Here is a 17,915-nt window from a genome sequence, read left to right on the forward strand (position 1 = left end):
AGGCGCTGTGCACGCTATGGTGTTCGGCGCGTAATATGTGCAAACAACGCACCCTTCATATCTTGTGAGTTGACCATCGCCGCCGTCTGGTGAAAAAGGTCTTTTCATGTCCAAAATATCCGATTCCGCTCGCCACAAGAATCCTGCTCTCGGTATTATCCGGTTGCCGCATGGGCTGGATCTTGAATTGCCCTCCTATGAAACGTCAGGCTCCGCCGGCATGGACCTTCGGGCCGCCGTGCCGGAAGACCGGCCATTGCTGCTTTTGCCCGGTCGGAGAGCGCTCGTGCCAAGCGGCTTGATCTTTGAAATACCACAAGGTTTTGAGGCACAGATCCGGCCACGTTCGGGCCTCGCACTGAAAAACGGAATTACCTGTCTCAACACCCCCGGAACGATTGATTCCGACTATCGCGGTGAGGTAAAAGTATTGTTGATCAATCTCGGCGACGACGATTTCTATGTGACGCGCGGCATGCGTATTGCACAGGTCATCCTCGCTCCGGTCGTGCAGCTTGATGTCGAAGAACGGCAGCATGCCAGCGAGACAGTGCGAGGCGCCGGAGGGTTTGGTTCAACAGGTACGTCCTGAAAAAGGACGTCCGCACTGGAGGTTGTCATGGACAAGGGCAGGGTTTTTCGTCAGCTGCATGAAGCACCCGGGATTTTTCTCATGCCCAACCCGTGGGATCCCGGTACAACGATGCTCCTGGCATCGCTCGGGTTCAAGGCACTTGCGACAAGCAGCGCGGGTTTTGCGTTTTCACGTGGTCTTCCGGATGGCGGTGTGCCGTTTGACATGATGATCCAGCATTGCAAGGATCTCATTTCCGCCACGGGTCTTCCGATGAATGCCGATCTCGAAAAGGGCAAGGGTGACAGTCCAGACAGCGCGGGCGAAACGATTTTCGCGGCCCAAGCTGCAGGGCTCGCCGGCTGTTCGATCGAAGACTATTCCGGGGACGACCATAACCCCATCTATGATTTCTCGCTTGCTGTCGAGCGTGTCGCTGCAGCGAGCGAGGCAGCCAAGGCGTTGAAGGGAGATTTTGTCTTTACCGCCCGCGCTGAAAACTTCCTGCATGGCAGACCCGATATCGAGGACACGATCAAGCGGCTGCAGGCATTCGAAGCAGCTGGCGCCGACGTTCTTTATGCGCCAGGTATCGGCGATATCAATCTCGTCCGGCAAGTCTGTTCGTCGGTTTCCAAGCCGGTTAACGTGATGGCGGGGCGCACCTTCACGGTTGCGCAGCTTTCAGAGGCGGGCGTCAAGCGTATATCGCTTGGTCCATACCTGACGACCGTCGCCTTTGCGGCGGTCCGGGATGCAGCGCGCGAGCTATTGGACAAAGGCACTTTTGAATTCAGTCAGCAGGCGATGCCCTTCGGCGAATTGCAGCAACTCTTTTCGCAGGGCGCAGACAAGGACAATTGAAATAATGACAAAACCCGAGCTGGTGATCTTCGACTGTGACGGAGTTCTGGTCGATACGGAGACACTCGGCAATCAACATCTCGTCAAAATGCTCGACGCTTCCGGCTACGCAACCACTTTCGAGGCTGTACGCAAAGATTTCTGCGGCATGCCCATGCGTGCAGTGAAAGAAAAGATCGAAGCCGAAGGTTATTTGCTTGGCGACGATTTCGTCGACCGCTGGTATCAGGCCATACCTATCATCTTCGAAAACGGCGTCGAGGCCATCCCGCATATCGAAGAGGTCATCGCCGCGGTCAAAAAGGCGGAACTTCCCTACTGCGTTGCTTCATCGGCCAATGTCGAGAAGATGCACATCACACTGGGCAAGACCGGTCTGATAGAGCATTTTCAGGATGTGCTCTACAGCGCCTCGATGGTGGCCCGTGGCAAGCCGTTCCCTGACCTGTTCCTGCATGCGGCCAAGGAAATGGGTTGCGAGCCATCCCGGTCCGTCGTCATCGAGGACAGTGTTGCGGGAGCCAAAGCCGGCACAGCAGCCGGCATGCGCGTGTTTTCTTACTGCGGCGACAAGCATGCAGACCACGAGGGTCTGGCGGCTGCCGGCGGCATTCTCTTCGATGACATGCGCCAATTACCCGCACTGCTGGGAGTCGCCTGATGGCCGAGCCCTTGACTGCTATCGATATGCACACGGGCGGTGAACCCTTGCGTATTGTTACCGGCGGCTATCCCAAACTGCCAAAGGGCACCATCCTCGAAAAGCGCGCCTATGTGCGTGACAGGCTGGATCACCTCCGCAAGATACTGATATTCGAGCCTCGCGGCCATTTTGATATGTATGGCGCAGTTCTGGTCGAGCCAAACCTGCCCGGCGCCGACCTGGCAGTGCTGTTCATGCACAATGAAGGCTATTCCACCATGTGCGGCCACGCCATCATGGCGCTCGGCCGCTACGCTGTCGATTACGGGATTGTGGCGAAGGTGGAGCCCGTGACGACAGTCCACATCGAATGCCCTTGCGGCATGGTCGTAGCATCGGTCGAAATACGCGACGGCAAATCCGGCGGTGTCTCATTCGAGAGCGTGCCTGCCTTTCTTTATACTGGCGACCAGATGATCGAGCTGCCGGGGTTCGGCAATATCAATTTCGATGTGGCCTATGGCGGGGCCTTCTATGCCTTGGCGGACTGTCATCAGTTTGGACTCGAATTCGGCCGCGATCCGGCGAGAAATTTCATTGACGCTGCAACTGTCCTCACCGAGGCGGTAAAGGAGGCGGTGTCGCTCGACCATCCAGACCATAAGGACCTAGCGTTTCTCTACGGATCGATCCTGACAGATGGGGCGGACGACTGGAATGAAGGCCCGACGAAGAATGTCTGCATCTTCGCCGACGCGCAGCTTGACCGCTCCCCGACGGGTTCAGGCGTGACCGCGCGGCTCGCTGCAATGTTCGCCAAGGGACAAATTCGCGAAGGGAATGCGCGGATATTCGAAAGTATTGTAGGCTCACGCTTTGCGGGCTTCGTTGCCTCAACGACCAAGGCGGGCGACTTCGACGCCATTACCGCACGCGTTTCCGGCCACGCTTATTATAGCGGCAAGGCTGAGTTTATCGTCGAGGACGACGATCCCTTGGGCCAAGGTTTTCTGGTTCTCTAGAGCAAATTCGCTCCGTTTTCACAGGCTCCAAACACTGCCTGAAAATTTATTAAACCAAATGGTTGACTATTGCATATTGCGATGATATTAAACCATATGGTTGAATTTCAGATACCTCACCTCGACGCCGTTTTCCACGCTCTCTCCGATCCAACACGGAGAGCCATTCTGCACCGGCTGACCGGGGGCGAACGTACCGTCAGCGAGCTTGCGACGCCCTTCAACATGTCGCTCGCTGGCGCATCGAAACATATCAAGGTGCTGGAAGGAGCCGGATTGGTGCGCCGCCATGTCCAAGGCCGCACGCATTATTGCCAGCTTGAGGCGGCGCGCCTTGCGGAGGCGCAAGAATGGCTACGTACCTATGAGCGGTTCTGGACAACGCGTCTCGACGATCTCGAGGAAATCCTGCGCGAGGAAGATCGCGCGTTGGCTCGATCAAGCGAACAGTCGCCGTCGAGCCCTGCCAAATCTGATAAAACGTCAAGGAGCACGAAATGAACGAGCATGTCGGAAATGATCGTCTCGGTGTTGTGACAGCACCTCGTACGATTCGCATCGAACGCATCCTTCCCGGCCCAGTCGAACGCGTCTGGGCCTATCTCACTGAATCGGACAAGCGCAAGAAATGGCTGGCCGAGGGGCCCATGGCCAATCATGTCGGCGGCGATGTTGAACTGACCTTTTACCACTCGCAGTTGTCAAACGAGCCCACCCCGGCCGACTACCAGAAATATGAGGGTCACACCAACAAGGGCAAGGTCACTCGTTATGAGCCGCCGTCATTCCTCAGCTTTACCTGGCCGGAATCCACAGGCGAACCTTCCGAAGTAACATTCGAACTTACGGCTTCGGGATCGGATACATTGCTCAAAGTTACGCACACACGACTCGGCAGCAACGACTCCATGGTGAGCGTTGCCAGCGGCTGGCACACACATCTGGGTGTCCTCATCGATCACCTTAGCGGCGAACAGACCAGCGGATTCTGGGACAAGTTCACCCGGCTCGAGAAGGAATACAAGCACATCATCGCTGGCTGATTGCGAAGATATATCGCCTATACGATATTGTTGGCCGGCATCGTCTGCCGACCTTAGAGCAATTTCCGATCATATTGAACCAGTTCTGTTTCACGGACGGCGAGACAATCCACGCGGAAGATGGCGAGGCCGATGTTTATCCATCGGACGAAGCCGCCTGACAAGGTGGTTGGCCGCCAGCCGGAAACCCGAAGGGCCGGGTGAATTTGGCTCAAATCCTTCGGGTTTCGGCGTCGTCCGATGGAGAGACATCGGCCTCGCCAAACCCCTCGACCTTGAACCAAATTCCCTCCGGCAGAACGATTCAATATGGTCGGAATTTGCTCTAACTACGGTCGAAATCGCCTCTCGAACATCCAGACCGGCTCCCCCGTATAGGTCGTTTCGGCAATCTTGCAGAAACCATTCTTTTCAGCGATCCGCTGCGATGCAGCGTTTTCCGGAGATATGATACAGACCGCCCGATCGTGCTTGAAGAAAGCATCGCCCCAGGCGACTATCTTGGCAAGGGCTTCACTTCCGAAGCCTTTGCCGTGGATTTCCGGCGCGAGAACCCAGCCCATCTCCGGCGTATCGCCAAAGCTTGGTTCCATATCGCGCTCGAAATTGCCAAAGCCGAGCTCTCCAACGAAACGTCCGCTTGCCTTCTCCTGCATCGCCCAGAAACCGTAGCCAATAAGCTGCCACATGCCGGCATAACGCAGGAGTCTCGCCCAGGATTGCTCCCGCGTGGAGGGCTTGCCCGAGATGTATTTATACACCGAAGGATGCGCCCACATTGCATGGAGCGCCTCAAAATCCTCGCGCCTGTGAGGACGCAGGATGAGGCGTTCGGTTTCAAGCGCTGGAATCACGATCTCAATCTCCCGATCCACACTTAGACTTCCACCGTCTGCAATGCAGCTGCTATTTTCGCTGCCAGGCGCTCCGCGACCTCTTCCTTGCTCATATCCGGCCATTCCTCGACCCCTAATCGGGTGACAATCCGCACGGCGTTGCGGTCGCCGCCCATGACACCGGTGGCGTGGCTGACATCATTGGCGACGATCCAGTCCGCAGCCTTCTTGTCAAGCTTCCGCTTGGCATTGGCAAGCAGGTCCTGTGTCTCGGCAGCAAAGCCGACGACCAGACGCGGACGCGATTTGCTGTGACCCACCCCGGCAAGAATGTCCGGATTTTCGATCATCTGTAGCGCCGGAGCTTTTTCACCCGGCTTCTTCTTGATCTTCTCGCCCGCTTCGTTCGCGGTGCGCCAATCCGCAACGGCAGCTACCATGATGGCGGCATCGGCGGGCAAAAGCTGCTCCACAGCATCGCGCATTTCACGTGCCGTTGAGACGTGGATCACCGTAACATCTTCCGGGTCCGGGATAGTGACGGGACCAGAGACCAGACGAACCGTTGCGCCGAGCCTGGCAAGGGCCGCGGCAATGGCGTGGCCCTGCTTTCCGGACGAGCGATTGGCTATATACCGAACCGGATCAATGGGCTCGTGGGTCGGCCCCGAGGTCATGACAATGGTTTTCCCCGCCAGCGGTTTCTGACGGCGGGCCAGTAGCCCCTCGATTGCTGCAACAATTTCAAGTGGTTCCGCCATACGGCCATCTCCGCTTTCACCACTCTCCGCCATTTCGCCCTTGTTGGGGCCGACAAAACGAATGCCGTCCTTTTGAAGCATCGCGCGATTTCGCCTCGTTGCCGGATGGTTCCACATTCTCGGATTCATCGCCGGCGCTATCAGCACGCGTTTATCGGTCGCCAGGAGGATTGCCGAGGCCAAATCATTGGCAAGGCCACTCGCCATCTTTGCCATCAGGTCAGCTGTTGCCGGCGCGACGACGATCAAATCAGCCTCCCGGGATAGGCGGATATGGCCGACATCATGCTCGTCTTCGCGCGAGAAGAGTTCCGTGAAAACCTTGTCAGCTGCGAGCGCACCCACTGCCAATGGCGTCACGAATTCTTCTGCCGCTTTGGTCAGTACCGGACGCACCTGTGCACCACGCTCGCGCAGACGCCGGATAAGATCAAGGCATTTATAGGCTGCAATTCCCGCACCGATGATCAAAAGGATTCGGCGCCCGGATAACGAGCCGGAGGCACGTATCGTCGTTGACATTGCGGGGGTCGCCATCGGGATTGCATTCCCCAGTTCTCCGAGGATAAGCCGCACTTCTTCTTCCATCGAGCGGCCATGCGCTGCGGCACGCAAACGCAGCTTTTCCTTGATGGAGACGTCAAGATTGCGGATGGTGATACTGGCCATATGATTGCGTCCACTTGGATAACGATCGCTGGAATGCAATCATTGCAATCACATTAGCCGATATATACCTAGCTGAGAAGCTCGTACGTGATGATGACAAGACAAATTGCAATCACCCAGAGCGCGATACGCCCCGAGCGTGTATGGCGGGCCTCCGCCTTGCCGATAGCGTGTGCCGTCTGATCATCAAACCGCAAGCCATGTTCCGCCATCCTGTCGAGTTCCTTCGACAGCCGGTCAGCCCGCCCGACCAATTCCGGCACCTGACGTGCCAGATGCAGGACTGCCTGAGCCCCTTCACGCGCATCGACGAGAATGCCCTGCGGCCCGAGATTGCGGCGAATCCAGCTCCCGACCACCGGTTCCGAAGCCTTCCACATGTTGAAATGCGGATCCAGCGTGCGCGATACCCCTTCGACCACAACCATGGTCTTCTGCAGCATGACAAGTTCGGGCCGCGTTTCCATATCGAAGAGTTCCGTGACCTCGAAAAGCAGTGTGAGCAGCTTTGCCATCGAGATGGTTTCGGCCGGCTGGCCATGGATGGGTTCGCCGATGGCGCGAATTGCCTGCGCAAAGCTCGCGACATCATGCCGGTGCGGCACATAACCGGCCTCGAAATGCACTTCGGCAACACGGACATAATCGCGCGTTATGAAGCCGTAGAGGATTTCTGCGAGGAACCGGCGCTCCTTCTTGCCAAGCCGTCCGGTGATACCGAAATCCACCGCAACGATATGGCCCTCGTCGTCGACGAACAGATTGCCGGGATGCATGTCTGCATGGAAGAAGCCGTCGCGCAATGTATGGCGCAGGAATGACTGGATCAGCGTTTCGGCGAGCTTGATGAGGTTGTGTCCGGCTGCGCGCAAGCCCTCGATGTCCGACATTTTGACGCCATCGATCCACTCGAGGGTCAAGACATCGCGTCCTGTACGCTCCCAATCGACAGTCGGAACACGAAAGCCCGGATCATCCTTGGTGTTCTCGCCGATCTCCGAGAGCGCGGCGGCCTCAAGGCGCAAATCCATCTCGATACGGGTCGTCTGCGCCAGCGTCCGCGTAACTTCAATCGGGCGCAGGCGGCGCGTGGCGGGTACATAGCGCTCCTGCCATCTTGCCACCAAAAAGAAACTCTCGAGGTCGTTGTTGAAACGCTGGCGCACACCCGGGCGCACAACCTTGACCGCAACCTTCTTGGTTTCGCCATTGCTTGCAACGAAGGCCGGGTGCACTTGCGCAATCGATGCCGCAGCAATTGGTTCATCAAGACTTACGAAAAGGTCGGACACAGACCGTCCAAGCGAACCCTCGATAGCCTTGATCGAAGCGTCCATAGGGAAAAAATCGAGCTGATCCTGCAGGAGTGCCAGATCGTCGGCCACTTCGGTCCCGACCACATCGGGCCGCGTTGCGAGGAACTGCCCGAGCTTGACGTAGGATGGTCCAAGCTTGTTGATGGCGCGCGACATGCGCTCGGAGCGCTGCGCCGTCATGGCGCGGCGCCGGGCCAAAAGGCCGGCCATTCGGTGACCAAAGGCGGGGAGACCACTCAGGCCCTCGGCTGGCAAAGCGGATATGACGCCTTCACGCGTCATGATCCATCCGGCCCGCATCAGGCGAAATATTGCTGCAGGACTACTCATGCTGCGATCACAGCTTCCAGCCGGAATGCAGCGCGGCGACACCACCGGTGAAATTGCGCCAGCTGACCCGTTCGAACCCGGCCTTGCGGATCATTTCGGCGAAATCGGACTGGCGCGGAAACTTGCGAATAGACTCCACCAGATATTGATAGCTGTCAGCATCGCCGGTCACGGCCTTGCCGATCTTTGGAATGGCCTTGAACGACCACGCATCATAAATCTTGTCGAGAACCGGCAATTCGACCTCGGAGAATTCGAGGCAAAGAAAGCGTCCGCCGGGCTTCAGCACGCGAAAAGCCTCAGCCAATGCCCGATCGATATGCGGCACGTTGCGGATACCGAAGGCGATCGTATAAGCGTCGAAACGTGCATCCTCGAAGGGAAGTTCTTCGGCATTGGCCTCCACAAACTCGGTATTGTCGGCAAGCCCCTGCTTTTCAGCGCGATCGCGGCCGACGCCAAGCATCGAACCATTGATATCGAGGATTGTCGCATGGGCATTGCGGTTTGACGCCTCAACGATACGGAAGGCAACGTCGCCGGTGCCGCCAGCGACGTCGAGCACATTCCAGCTGGCCGTTTTTGAGGGGGCGAGCCAGGCAATCATCGAATCCTTCCAGACACGATGCAGGCCGCCAGACATCAAATCGTTCATCACGTCATAGCGTTTGGCGACGCGGTGGAAGACGTCATTGACGCGTGTCTGCTTTTCCCCATCGCTGACATCCTGAAACCCGAAGGACGTTTCCATGCCGCCGTGGGCACCGGTGCGTTGCTGGCTCATTGTGCTACCTGTTTTTCAAATCGCCAGAACCATAGAAGATTGAAACGCATAAGGCTATTGTCTCTTGCGCGATGAAGCGCCGCGTTGATCTGTTTTGTCGGGGGTGACCGGGATGGTTCTGAAAGCCGAATTGCATTGCCATATCGAAGGCGCCACCTCACCCCGTCTGGTCGAACGGAAAGCCATCAAATATGGTGCCGACGTCTCCGCATTCATCCAGGATGGCAAATTCATCTGGCACGATTTCACCTCGTTCCTGCACGCATTCGATCAGGCTTCGATGCTTTTCCGCACGGCAGAGGATTATGCGGATCTCGCTGAAGACTATCTTCTGTCGTTGAGCCGGCAAGACGCCATCTATTCGGAGTTTTTCATATCGACGGATCACGCCATTAGCGCCGGGCTCGACCCGCGCGCCTACATCGATGGTTTGGCGGAAGGGATGCGCCGGGCCAAGGCTGCGACCGGTATCGAATCCCGGATGATTGCGACTGGCCTGCGCCACAAGGGACCGGAGGCCGTCACGGCAGCAGCACAATACATTGTAGCCAATCCGCACCCCTTGATCACCGGTTTCGGCATGGCAGGCGATGAGCGCATGCATCACCCTGGCGATTTTGCAGCTGCATTCCATATCGCGCGCAATGCGGGGCTCGGAATAACTGTGCATGCGGGCGAGCTGGCGGGGTGGGAAAGCGTGGCTGACGCGCTAGACACTTTGAAACCCGCGCGTATTGGTCATGGTGTTCGAGCCATTGAAAATGCCGACCTCGTTAAGCGGCTGGCCGAGGACCAGATCGTTCTGGAGTGCTGTCCCGGCTCGAATATCTCGCTGGGCGTTTATCCGGATTTTCCATCGCATCCTTTTGCGGCGCTTGCCGAAGCTGGCGTCCCGATAACGCTCAATGCCGACGATCCGCCCTATTTCCATACGGATCTTGCGCGCGAATATGAGATCGCAGCCACATATTTCGGCTATGACGACGGGAAACTGACGGAAGTCACCGCGACCGCGCTCAGGGCCGCTTTTGTCGATGAAGACACCCGAACTGCGCTGCTGGTGCGGCTCTATCCGGACAAAACTGTGCGCGTTTCGGATGAGGTCTTTGCAGGATCAGTCTCAAGCAGCTAAGAACCCGTCTTGAAACTCTACTGCGGCGGTCATCTGACGTGGTTTTCTGCGCTTCCGGTGCTCACGGACTTAATGTACGCTGTGCTCCGGTTCTCGAAGACCACTCCACTGACTCGCCGCAGCGACTTTCAAAACAGGCTCCAAAGTCTGCAGAATTTTTAGTAAGAGGGGTTTCCAATGGGCGTGACGATTGTTTCCCACCCGCTTGTCCAGCACAAGCTTACCATAATGCGTGACAAGGATACCTCTACCGCGGGCTTCCGGCGACTGCTCAAAGAAATATCGCTGCTCCTTTGCTATGAGGTGACGCGTGACCTGCAATTGACCAATATCCGCATCGAGACTCCTTTGACGGAAATGGATTCCCCGGTGATCGAGGGCAAGAAACTGGTCTTCGCCTCGATTCTACGCGCGGGCAATGGCCTGCTCGAAGGCATGCTCGACCTCGTTCCGGCGGCGCGGGTCGCGCATATCGGACTTTATCGTGATCATGAAACGTTGCTGCCGGTCGAATATTATTTCAAGGCACCCGAAGATATCGTCAACCGGCTAATTATCGTGGTCGACCCTATGCTTGCAACAGCCAACTCGGCCATCGCCGCCATCCAGAAGCTGAAGGATCGCGGAGCCAGCAATATCCGTTTCCTCTGCCTTCTCGCGGCGCCGGAAGGCATCGAGCGCTTTACCAATGCGCATCCGGACGTGCAGGTTTTCACCGCGGCGATCGACAGTCACTTGAATGAAAAGGGCTATATAGTTCCCGGCCTCGGTGATGCTGGCGACCGCATGTACGGGACGAAATAATCAAGGTCCTACCCGGCGAAGCACTGGGGCAATCGTGCGGGGTTTGCGCTCGGAAAACCCGTAGGCGGCCTGGATTACCTTTACTGCTGCTGCTGCATCGGCGTCGGTTCGGGCGTGGACCAAGGCAATTGGTTCTCCCTCTTCCATTCTTGCCCCGATTGGCTGTAACGCCGTGATACCGACCGCATGATCGATGGGGTCCTGCGGGCGAATGCGCCCACCGCCGAGTGTTACGACAGCCACCCCGATAGCGCGCGTGTCGACGGCCGCGACATAGCCTGCCTGCGCGGCTTTGACTTCATGCGTGATGGGCGCAACAGCCAGATGGTGGCGGGTCCGGGAGATGAAATCCGTTGGCCCGCCTAGGCCTGCGACCATCCGGCCGAAAATCTCCGCCGCCTTACCACTGCTCAAGGCTTCGCTTGCCTTGTCAGTTGCGGCTTTATGATTTGGGGCAAGTTTGGCCGAAACCAGCATCTCTGCGGCAAGCGCCAAAGTCACCGCTTCGAGCCGCGTATCACGCCGGTCCCCGGTAAGGAAATCGACGGCATTTCTGACCTCAACCGCATTGCCGGCGGCTAGTGCCAGAGGTTCGTTCATATCCGTGAGAACGGCCGTCGTTGTCAGCCCGGCTCCAGCCGCGACCGCCACGATACTTTCAGCCAATGACACAGCATCGCGGTTTCTGGTCATAAAGGCGCCATTGCCCGATTTCACGTCCAGCACCAGCGCATTCAGGCCAGCGGAAAGTTTCTTGGACAAGATTGAAGCGGTGATAAGCGGGATCGATTCGACGGTCGCCGTCACATCGCGGATCGAATAGAACCGCTTGTCGGCGGGTGCGAGATTGGCGGTCTGGCCGATAATTGCGCAACCCACCTCGTGGACGACCTTGCGAAACAAAGCGTTGTCGGGCTGGCTGCGATAGCCGGGGATTGAGTCCATCTTGTCGAGTGTACCGCCGGTATGACCGAGCCCTCGTCCCGAGATCATCGGTACGTAAGCACCGCAGGCTGCTACGATTGGCGCGAGTATCAGCGAGACGTTGTCACCAACGCCGCCAGTCGAATGCTTGTCGACGGCAGGGCCGGGCAAGTCCGACCAATCAAGAATATCGCCGGAATCGCGCATGGCCAAGGTGAGTGCCACGGCCTCGTCCCGTTTCATGCCATTGAAAAATATGGCCATGGCAAAGGCGGCAACCTGTCCCTCGGTGATCGACCCTGAACTCATCGCGTTGATGAAAGCTGTGATATCGGCAGCGTCCAGAGTATGACCGTCGCGCTTTCGCCGGATAATTTCCTGCGGCAACAACATTGCTTAGCCTATCTCCCCGATCAGTACGCGGATGATCTTTTGAAGACGGACGCCGCCCTTCGGCGCAACATCCTTGGTTTCCTCATGCGAAAGTTCCGCACCAGTCATGCCTGCCCCATAATTTGTGACGACCGAGCAAGCGACGACACGCAGTCCAAAAAATCGGGCCAAGATGACTTCTGGAACAGTAGACATGCCGACCGCGTCCGCGCCCATAGTGCGTGCCATGCGAATTTCTGCCGGCGTTTCGAAGGACGGACCTGAAAACCACATGTAAACGCCCTGTTCCAGCTTTTCGTCGACCTCGCCGGCAGCAAGGAGAAATGCCTCTCTCAGTTGTCTGTCGTAAGCTGTCGTCATGCCGACGAAGCGCTGGTCGGACGGTTCGCCGATGAGAGGGTTGAGGCCGGAGAAATTGATATGGTCGTCGATGAGCATCAGACTACCCGGTGCAAGATCGTGGCGGACCGAGCCGGCCGCATTTGTGAGGATCAGTATCTCGACGCCGAGATCGGCTAGCGCAGCGATAACCGGCCGCATGACCGAGGCATTTCCCTGCTCGTAATAATGAGCACGACCAGCCAGCATCAGAACCGGCTTACCCGAGAGGTAACCGGCAACTATCTCCCCAGCATGGCCGGAAACGCCACTATGCGGGAAGCCGGGCAGGTCGGCATAAGGAATTCGAACCGCATCTTCCACGGCATCAACCAGCGAACCGAGGCCCGAGCCAAGCACCAGCGCAACACGCGGCGCCAGACCGTTAAGTCTCTGAAAAAGCGCGCTGGTCGCGGGCGCGATCATGCGGCACCCTTGCCCAGGACGTCCGCCTCGAAGCCGTAAGGGAAAATATCCTTCATGGTCAGCGTTTCAACGATGCCGTTGTTATCGCAGAGGTGCAGACGGGTATCCGGCCCGGCGAACTCCGCCAAACGCTGACGGCAACCTCCGCAAGGTGTGCATTTCGCCTTCTTTTCAGCAACGACGGCGATATCCGTGATCGTACCGCCGCCACCCATGACGAAGTGACCCAGCGCCGTCGTTTCGGCACACCAGCCTTCAGGATAGGAGATGACCTCGATATTGCAGCCGGAATAAATGCGTCCGTCGCTGGTACGAATGGCCGCTCCAACCGGAAACTGCGAATAGGGCGAATGCGTCTTCTGCATGGCGGCGAATGCCGCATCGAACAGGTCTTTCATTATCTCTCTTTCACATAAGCGACACCGCCGGCCTTTGGCGGGATCGCCTTGCCGATGAAACCGGCCAGAAGCACAACGGTCAGTATATAGGGCAGAGCCTGCATAAATTGCACCGGCACCTCGCCGATAAGTGGCAGCGGATGCCCCTGCATGCGTATTCCCACCGCGTCAAGAAAACCGAATAGCAGGCACGCGAACATGGCCTGAACCGGGCGCCATTTGGCGAAGATCAGTGCCGCGAGCGCGATATAACCCTTGCCGGCAGTCATGTCCTTGACGAAACCGGCCCCTTGCGCCGTCGCCAGATAGGCGCCTGCGATACCGCAAAGCACGCCGCAGCAGATCACCGCGCGGTAGCGCAGCCAGGGCACCGAAATGCCGGCCGTATCCACAGCTGCCGGATTTTCACCAACTGCGCGCAGGCGCAGGCCAAAGCGCGTGCGATAAAGCACCCACCACGTAAAAGGCACAAGCAAGAACGCGAGATAAACCAAGATCGAATGGCCGGAGATCAGTTCGTAGTAGAGCGGGCCGATGACCGGTACACCGCGCATGGCCTCTGCACCCGGAAGATTGATCGGATTGAAGCGCGCAGCATTCGGCAAGGACGGCGTCCGCCCGCCCTGGCTGAACCATGCCTGGCCGAGGATGACGGTCGTGCCGGCGGCAATGAAATTGATCGCAACGCCAGAGACAATCTGATTGCCGCGGTGGGTGATGGACGCGAAACCATGCACAAGCCCGAGCGCGACCGATACCAGAACTGCCGCGAGCAACGCGAGGTAAGCAGAACCAAACCAGGTAGCGACTGCGCCAGCGGCAAAGGCACCGGCCAGCATCTTGCCCTCAAGGCCAATGTCGAAAATGCCGGCACGCTCGGAATAGAGCCCGGCAAGACAGGCAAGCAGGAGAGGCGCCGAAAGCCTGATGGTCGAATCGAAAAGCTGCAGGCCCGTTGTGAAAGAATCCATCACTGGTTTCCTCCGGCAATGGCGGCTGCGGCAGTTCGATTTTTTGCACGTCCAAGACGATAGAATATCCGTTGCAGCGAGGGCCGGAACATGTGTTCGAGGGCGCCCGCAAAGAGGATGACCAAGCCCTGAATAATGACGATCATATCCCGCGATATATTGGGCATATCGAACGCGATTTCCGCGCCGCCCTGATAGAGCATGCCGAAGAGAATCGCCGCGAGAACGATCCCGGCCGGATGCGACCTGCCCATCAGTGCGACGGCAATACCGACGAAGCCTGCACCGGCGACGAAATCCAGCTGCATGCGATGCTGCGCCCCCATGATCGGATTCAGCGCCATCATCCCTGCCAGCGCCCCCGAAATCATCATCGTGATGATGATTATCCGCAGCTCACTGATACCGGCATAGCGAGCCGCTTTCGGGCTAAAACCCATAGTACGAATTTCATAGCCGAGCTTGGTGCGCCAGATCAGCACCCAGACCAGAAAGGCCGCCACCAGCGCCAGCAGGAAACTGACATTCAAGGGAGCCGAGCGCATTGAAAGACCAACGAGGTCGAGCAGCCAGCCGAGACCCGGCAATTGTCCGCCTTCGGCAAAGACGCGCGTCTCTGGCGCCTGGCTGCCCGCAGGCTTTAACACCCCTACCAGCACGTAGACCATGATACTTGCAGCGATGAAATTGAACATGATCGTCGTGATGACGACATGTGAGCCGCGCTTGGCCTGAAGCCACGCGGGGATAAGCGCCCACAGCGCTCCGACCAGCGCCGAGGCGAGGATCGCCAGAGGGAAAGTCAGCCACCACGGCAGAAAATTGCCGAGCCAGAGCCCGACCAGCGAAACGCCAAGACCGCCAATATAGGCTTGGCCCTCCCCGCCGATGTTGAACAGTCCGCAATGGAACGCAACGGCCACGCAAAGCCCGGTGAAGATAAAGTTCGTCGCATAATAAAGCGTGTAGCCAACACCGTCACCCGAACCGAATGCCCCCTTGACCATCAACACAGCCGCATCGATCGGGCTCTCGCCAACCAGAAGCACCACGAGGCCAGCGACCAGAAATGCAACAATCAGATTGATCAGCGGAAGAAGGCCGTAGTCCGCCCAGGCAGGCAGTTTGGCAAAAGGCTGGCTCATGGCAGGGTCTCGATAATTTCGTCGGACGTGGTGATGCGGGCATACTCGCCGTCCAGCACGGACAATGCCAGCGCGTGTACGTCCTCGGCCGCCCACAGCTTGCCGCGGTGATCCTTCCTGTCGATGCTTGCAACGGCATCTTCAGGGATACTCACCTCAAATCCGAGATTGGCTGCCATGCGTACAGTCGCATCGACAGAGTTTTCCAGAAGTACGCCTGTCACGACAAGGCTGTGAACCTGCAGTTCATCCAGAACATCCATCAGATCCGTGCCGATAAAGGCATTGTTGGTCCGCTTGTCGACGACGGGTTCACCAACTTGGGGTGCGACTTCCGATTTGAATTCATTGCCCTCTGTGCCGGGCCGGTAGGGCGATTCCGGATCAGTGGAATCGTGCCGGATATGAATGACCGGCAGGTGCCGCTCGCGCCAGGCGGCAAGCAGTTTGGCAATCATGGCCTCGGTGTCTGGCTGGCCGCGCCTCCCCCACTTCGGGTCATCGATGGCATTTTGCACATCGACGACGATAAGCGCCTGCGTCGTCATTCCGCGGCCTCCTTGTGTTCGACACCGGCCATCAGCAAGCCAAGTTCGCCCTCGTCGGCGTCGGAGTCGCGTTCACCGACGATGCGACCGGCAAACATCACCAGGATACGGTCAGAAAGCGAGCGAATCTCATCAAGCTCAACCGAAACAAGCAGCACGGCCTTGCCGGCGTCGCGCATCTCGATGATGCGCTTGTGGATGAATTCGATCGCGCCGACATCCACGCCGCGTGTCGGCTGGCCGATGATCAGAACCCCAGGATCCCGCTCCATTTCCCGTGCAAGCACGATCTTCTGCTGATTACCGCCGGAAAAATTGGCCGTCTTCAACCGCGGATCACTCGGCCGGATATCGTACTTCTCGATCTTCTTGCGTGCATCCGCTTTTATCGCCTCCAAATCAAGAAATGGCCCATTCAAATAGAGCGGATCGTCATGATAGCCGAGGATCGAGTTTTCATATTCCTCGAAGGCGAGGACGAGCCCCATATGGTGGCGATCTTCCGGCACATGGGCGAGGCCCCGGTCGCGCAGTTCTCCAGGATCGGCAGCGCCGGTTATATCGATGATCTGCCCATCGAGCAGTACACGGCCCGAAACGGCAGCACGGATACCGGCGATCGTTTCGATGAGCTGTGACTGGCCGTTTCCCGCAACACCTGCAATACCGACAATTTCGCCTGCACGCACTGTAAATGACGCGTCATCAACCATCACCACGCCGCGACTGTCACGCACCGTAAGGTTTTCGACGGAGAGCTTGACACCGCCTGGCTTTGCCTCACCCTTTTGTACCCTTAGAAGCACGCGGCGGCCGACCATCAGCTCAGCCAATTCTTCGACAGTGGTTTCCTCGGTTTTACGCGTTGCAACGACCGCACCCTGCCGCATGACCGAAACATTGTCCGTCACGGCCATGATCTCGCGCAGCTTGTGCGTGATGAGCACGATCGTCTTGCCCTGACTTTTCAACTGCTCGAGAATACGGAAAAGGTGATCGGCCTCCGGCGGTGTCAAAACACCGGTCGGCTCATCGAGCACCAGGATTTCAGCCCCACGATAGAGCGCTTTCAGGATTTCCACGCGCTGTTGCAGCCCTACCGGCAGCTCCTCGATCGGCGCATCGGGGTCGACATCGAGTTGATATTCCTTTTCAAGCCGCTTCAGTTCGGCTCGAGCCTTGGAGATGCCGTTTTTGAGCAGCGGCGCGCCCTCGACACCAAGCATGACATTTTCAAGCACTGTGAACTTTTCAACCAGCATGAAATGCTGATGCACCATGCCGATGCCGAGCGCGATGGCAGCATTGGGATCTGCGATCCTGGTCGCTTGTCCATTGATGCGTATCTCGCCGCTGTCAGCTTGATAAAACCCGTAAAGGATCGACATCAAGGTAGATTTGCCCGCGCCGTTCTCACCGATAATGCCATGGATCGTGCCCTTTTCGACACGCATATGAATATCGCGATTGGCATGAACGGCACCAAAGCGCTTATCGATTCCAACTAGTTCGATCGCCGGTTCGGCCATATCCCCATCCGCTGTTGTTCAGCTTTTCGTCTTTTCAAGCTTTCGACCCTAACACGGGATTTTTTTCTTTCCAGTCAAGAAACACAAGAATAGACAAGCTATTGAAGATGGAGACGAGCAATGACAGCCGACGACGACCGGGAGCGTTTGACCCGCCTCGAAATTCTTGTGACGGAGCATGAGAAAACCGTCGAGGAGCTTTCCGGCCAGATCGCGGAGCAATGGAAAGTGATCGAAGCCATGCGCCGCAGGCTCGACGCACTGACGGATCGATTTCTGGTTCTGGAGGAGCAGACGGCGCCCGATGTTCCCGTGACCAAACCGCCGCATTATTGATGATCAAAATAGAGCCTCTGGAGAACCACCCTGAGCTAGTGCCGTTGTGTGCATGTTGGAATTTCGAGGAATGGGGCCAAGCAGTTGGT

General features: G+C 57.6%; 20 protein-coding genes. 9 read left to right on the forward strand and 11 right to left on the reverse strand.

The window, feature by feature from the left end; all coding sequences use genetic code 11:
- Positions 1-106 precede the first annotated feature (106 nt).
- The 6 genes from dut to FHS21_RS04700 all read left to right on the forward strand — a co-directional run bounded on the left by dut (position 107) and on the right by FHS21_RS04700 (position 4,146).
- Positions 107-592 (forward strand): dUTP diphosphatase, encoded by a 486-nt coding sequence (dut, locus tag FHS21_RS04675; RefSeq protein WP_112525631.1) that lies wholly within the window; start codon positions 107-109, stop codon positions 590-592.
- A 27-nt stretch (positions 593-619) separates the two neighbouring features.
- Positions 620-1,438 (forward strand): isocitrate lyase/PEP mutase family protein, encoded by an 819-nt coding sequence (locus FHS21_RS04680; protein WP_112525633.1) that lies wholly within the window; start codon positions 620-622, stop codon positions 1,436-1,438.
- A gap of 4 nt (positions 1,439-1,442) precedes the next feature.
- Complete coding sequence (locus FHS21_RS04685) at positions 1,443-2,099, forward strand: HAD family hydrolase (RefSeq protein WP_112525635.1); 657 nt, start codon at positions 1,443-1,445, stop codon at positions 2,097-2,099.
- Complete coding sequence (locus FHS21_RS04690) at positions 2,099-3,103, forward strand: proline racemase family protein (RefSeq protein ID WP_112525637.1); 1,005 nt, start codon at positions 2,099-2,101, stop codon at positions 3,101-3,103. Before FHS21_RS04685 ends, FHS21_RS04690 begins: the two co-directional genes overlap by 1 nt.
- Before the next feature lie 96 nt (positions 3,104-3,199).
- The gene (locus FHS21_RS04695; protein WP_183661063.1) at positions 3,200-3,604 is read left to right on the forward strand and encodes an ArsR/SmtB family transcription factor; all 405 of its coding nucleotides are present in this window, start codon (positions 3,200-3,202) and stop codon (positions 3,602-3,604) included.
- The gene (locus FHS21_RS04700) at positions 3,601-4,146 is read left to right on the forward strand and encodes an SRPBCC family protein (protein WP_112525641.1); all 546 of its coding nucleotides are present in this window, start codon (positions 3,601-3,603) and stop codon (positions 4,144-4,146) included. The genes FHS21_RS04695 and FHS21_RS04700 overlap by 4 nt, the downstream gene beginning before the upstream one ends.
- A gap of 329 nt (positions 4,147-4,475) precedes the next feature.
- On the opposite strand, the gene FHS21_RS04705 is transcribed toward FHS21_RS04700, so the two are convergent.
- From FHS21_RS04705 to ubiE, 4 genes are all read right to left on the reverse strand, one after another.
- On the reverse strand, positions 4,476-5,021 hold the full coding sequence (locus tag FHS21_RS04705) for a GNAT family N-acetyltransferase (protein ID WP_312879838.1): 546 nt from the start codon (positions 5,019-5,021) through the stop codon (positions 4,476-4,478).
- Positions 5,022-5,023: 2 nt separating this feature from the next.
- A complete protein-coding gene (coaBC, locus tag FHS21_RS04710) occupies positions 5,024-6,412 on the reverse strand; it encodes a bifunctional phosphopantothenoylcysteine decarboxylase/phosphopantothenate--cysteine ligase CoaBC (RefSeq protein WP_112525643.1) in 1,389 nt (462 codons plus the stop codon).
- 68 nt (positions 6,413-6,480) lie between these two features.
- Complete coding sequence (ubiB, locus tag FHS21_RS04715; RefSeq protein ID WP_112525645.1) at positions 6,481-8,058, reverse strand: 2-polyprenylphenol 6-hydroxylase; 1,578 nt, start codon at positions 8,056-8,058, stop codon at positions 6,481-6,483.
- Positions 8,059-8,065: 7 nt separating this feature from the next.
- The gene (gene ubiE / locus FHS21_RS04720; RefSeq protein ID WP_112525647.1) at positions 8,066-8,842 is read right to left on the reverse strand and encodes a bifunctional demethylmenaquinone methyltransferase/2-methoxy-6-polyprenyl-1,4-benzoquinol methylase UbiE; all 777 of its coding nucleotides are present in this window, start codon (positions 8,840-8,842) and stop codon (positions 8,066-8,068) included.
- 112 nt (positions 8,843-8,954) lie between these two features.
- On the opposite strand from ubiE, the gene FHS21_RS04725 reads away from it, so the two are divergent.
- Together FHS21_RS04725 and upp are read left to right on the forward strand one after the other, a co-directional pair.
- Positions 8,955-9,974 (forward strand): adenosine deaminase, encoded by a 1,020-nt coding sequence (locus FHS21_RS04725; RefSeq protein WP_183661066.1) that lies wholly within the window; start codon positions 8,955-8,957, stop codon positions 9,972-9,974.
- Positions 9,975-10,151: 177 nt separating this feature from the next.
- On the forward strand, positions 10,152-10,778 hold the full coding sequence (upp, locus tag FHS21_RS04730) for a uracil phosphoribosyltransferase (RefSeq protein ID WP_112525651.1): 627 nt from the start codon (positions 10,152-10,154) through the stop codon (positions 10,776-10,778).
- Here upp and deoA read toward each other — a convergent pair whose 3' ends face one another.
- The 7 genes from deoA to FHS21_RS04765 are packed head-to-tail and all read right to left on the reverse strand — an operon-like array spanning position 10,779 to position 17,490.
- On the reverse strand, positions 10,779-12,092 hold the full coding sequence (deoA, locus tag FHS21_RS04735) for a thymidine phosphorylase (RefSeq protein ID WP_112525771.1): 1,314 nt from the start codon (positions 12,090-12,092) through the stop codon (positions 10,779-10,781). It lies immediately after the preceding gene.
- A gap of 6 nt (positions 12,093-12,098) precedes the next feature.
- Complete coding sequence (locus FHS21_RS04740) at positions 12,099-12,899, reverse strand: purine-nucleoside phosphorylase (RefSeq protein ID WP_112525653.1); 801 nt, start codon at positions 12,897-12,899, stop codon at positions 12,099-12,101.
- Entirely contained in the window at positions 12,896-13,300 is a 405-nt protein-coding gene (locus tag FHS21_RS04745) for a cytidine deaminase (protein ID WP_112525655.1), read from the reverse strand. Before FHS21_RS04745 ends, FHS21_RS04740 begins: the two co-directional genes overlap by 4 nt.
- Entirely contained in the window at positions 13,297-14,268 is a 972-nt protein-coding gene (locus FHS21_RS04750) for an ABC transporter permease (protein WP_183661068.1), read from the reverse strand. The genes FHS21_RS04745 and FHS21_RS04750 overlap by 4 nt, the downstream gene beginning before the upstream one ends.
- Positions 14,268-15,413, reverse strand: a complete 1,146-nt coding sequence (locus FHS21_RS04755) for an ABC transporter permease (protein WP_112525659.1) — start codon at positions 15,411-15,413, stop codon at positions 14,268-14,270. Before FHS21_RS04755 ends, FHS21_RS04750 begins: the two co-directional genes overlap by 1 nt.
- Positions 15,410-15,961: a cysteine hydrolase family protein gene (locus tag FHS21_RS04760; RefSeq protein ID WP_112525661.1), complete on the reverse strand. Its 552-nt coding sequence runs from the start codon at positions 15,959-15,961 to the stop codon at positions 15,410-15,412. The genes FHS21_RS04755 and FHS21_RS04760 overlap by 4 nt, the downstream gene beginning before the upstream one ends.
- Positions 15,958-17,490, reverse strand: coding sequence for an ABC transporter ATP-binding protein (locus FHS21_RS04765; RefSeq protein ID WP_112525663.1), 1,533 nt, complete (start codon positions 17,488-17,490; stop codon positions 15,958-15,960). Before FHS21_RS04765 ends, FHS21_RS04760 begins: the two co-directional genes overlap by 4 nt.
- A 120-nt stretch (positions 17,491-17,610) precedes the next feature.
- Here FHS21_RS04765 and FHS21_RS04770 point away from each other — a divergent pair, with 120 nt between their 5' ends.
- Entirely contained in the window at positions 17,611-17,826 is a 216-nt protein-coding gene (locus tag FHS21_RS04770) for a SlyX family protein (protein ID WP_112525665.1), read from the forward strand.
- Positions 17,827-17,915: the final 89 nt, after the last annotated feature.

It is taken from the genome of Phyllobacterium trifolii, assembly GCF_014192095.1.
Lineage (GTDB): Bacteria > Pseudomonadota > Alphaproteobacteria > Rhizobiales > Rhizobiaceae > Phyllobacterium > Phyllobacterium trifolii.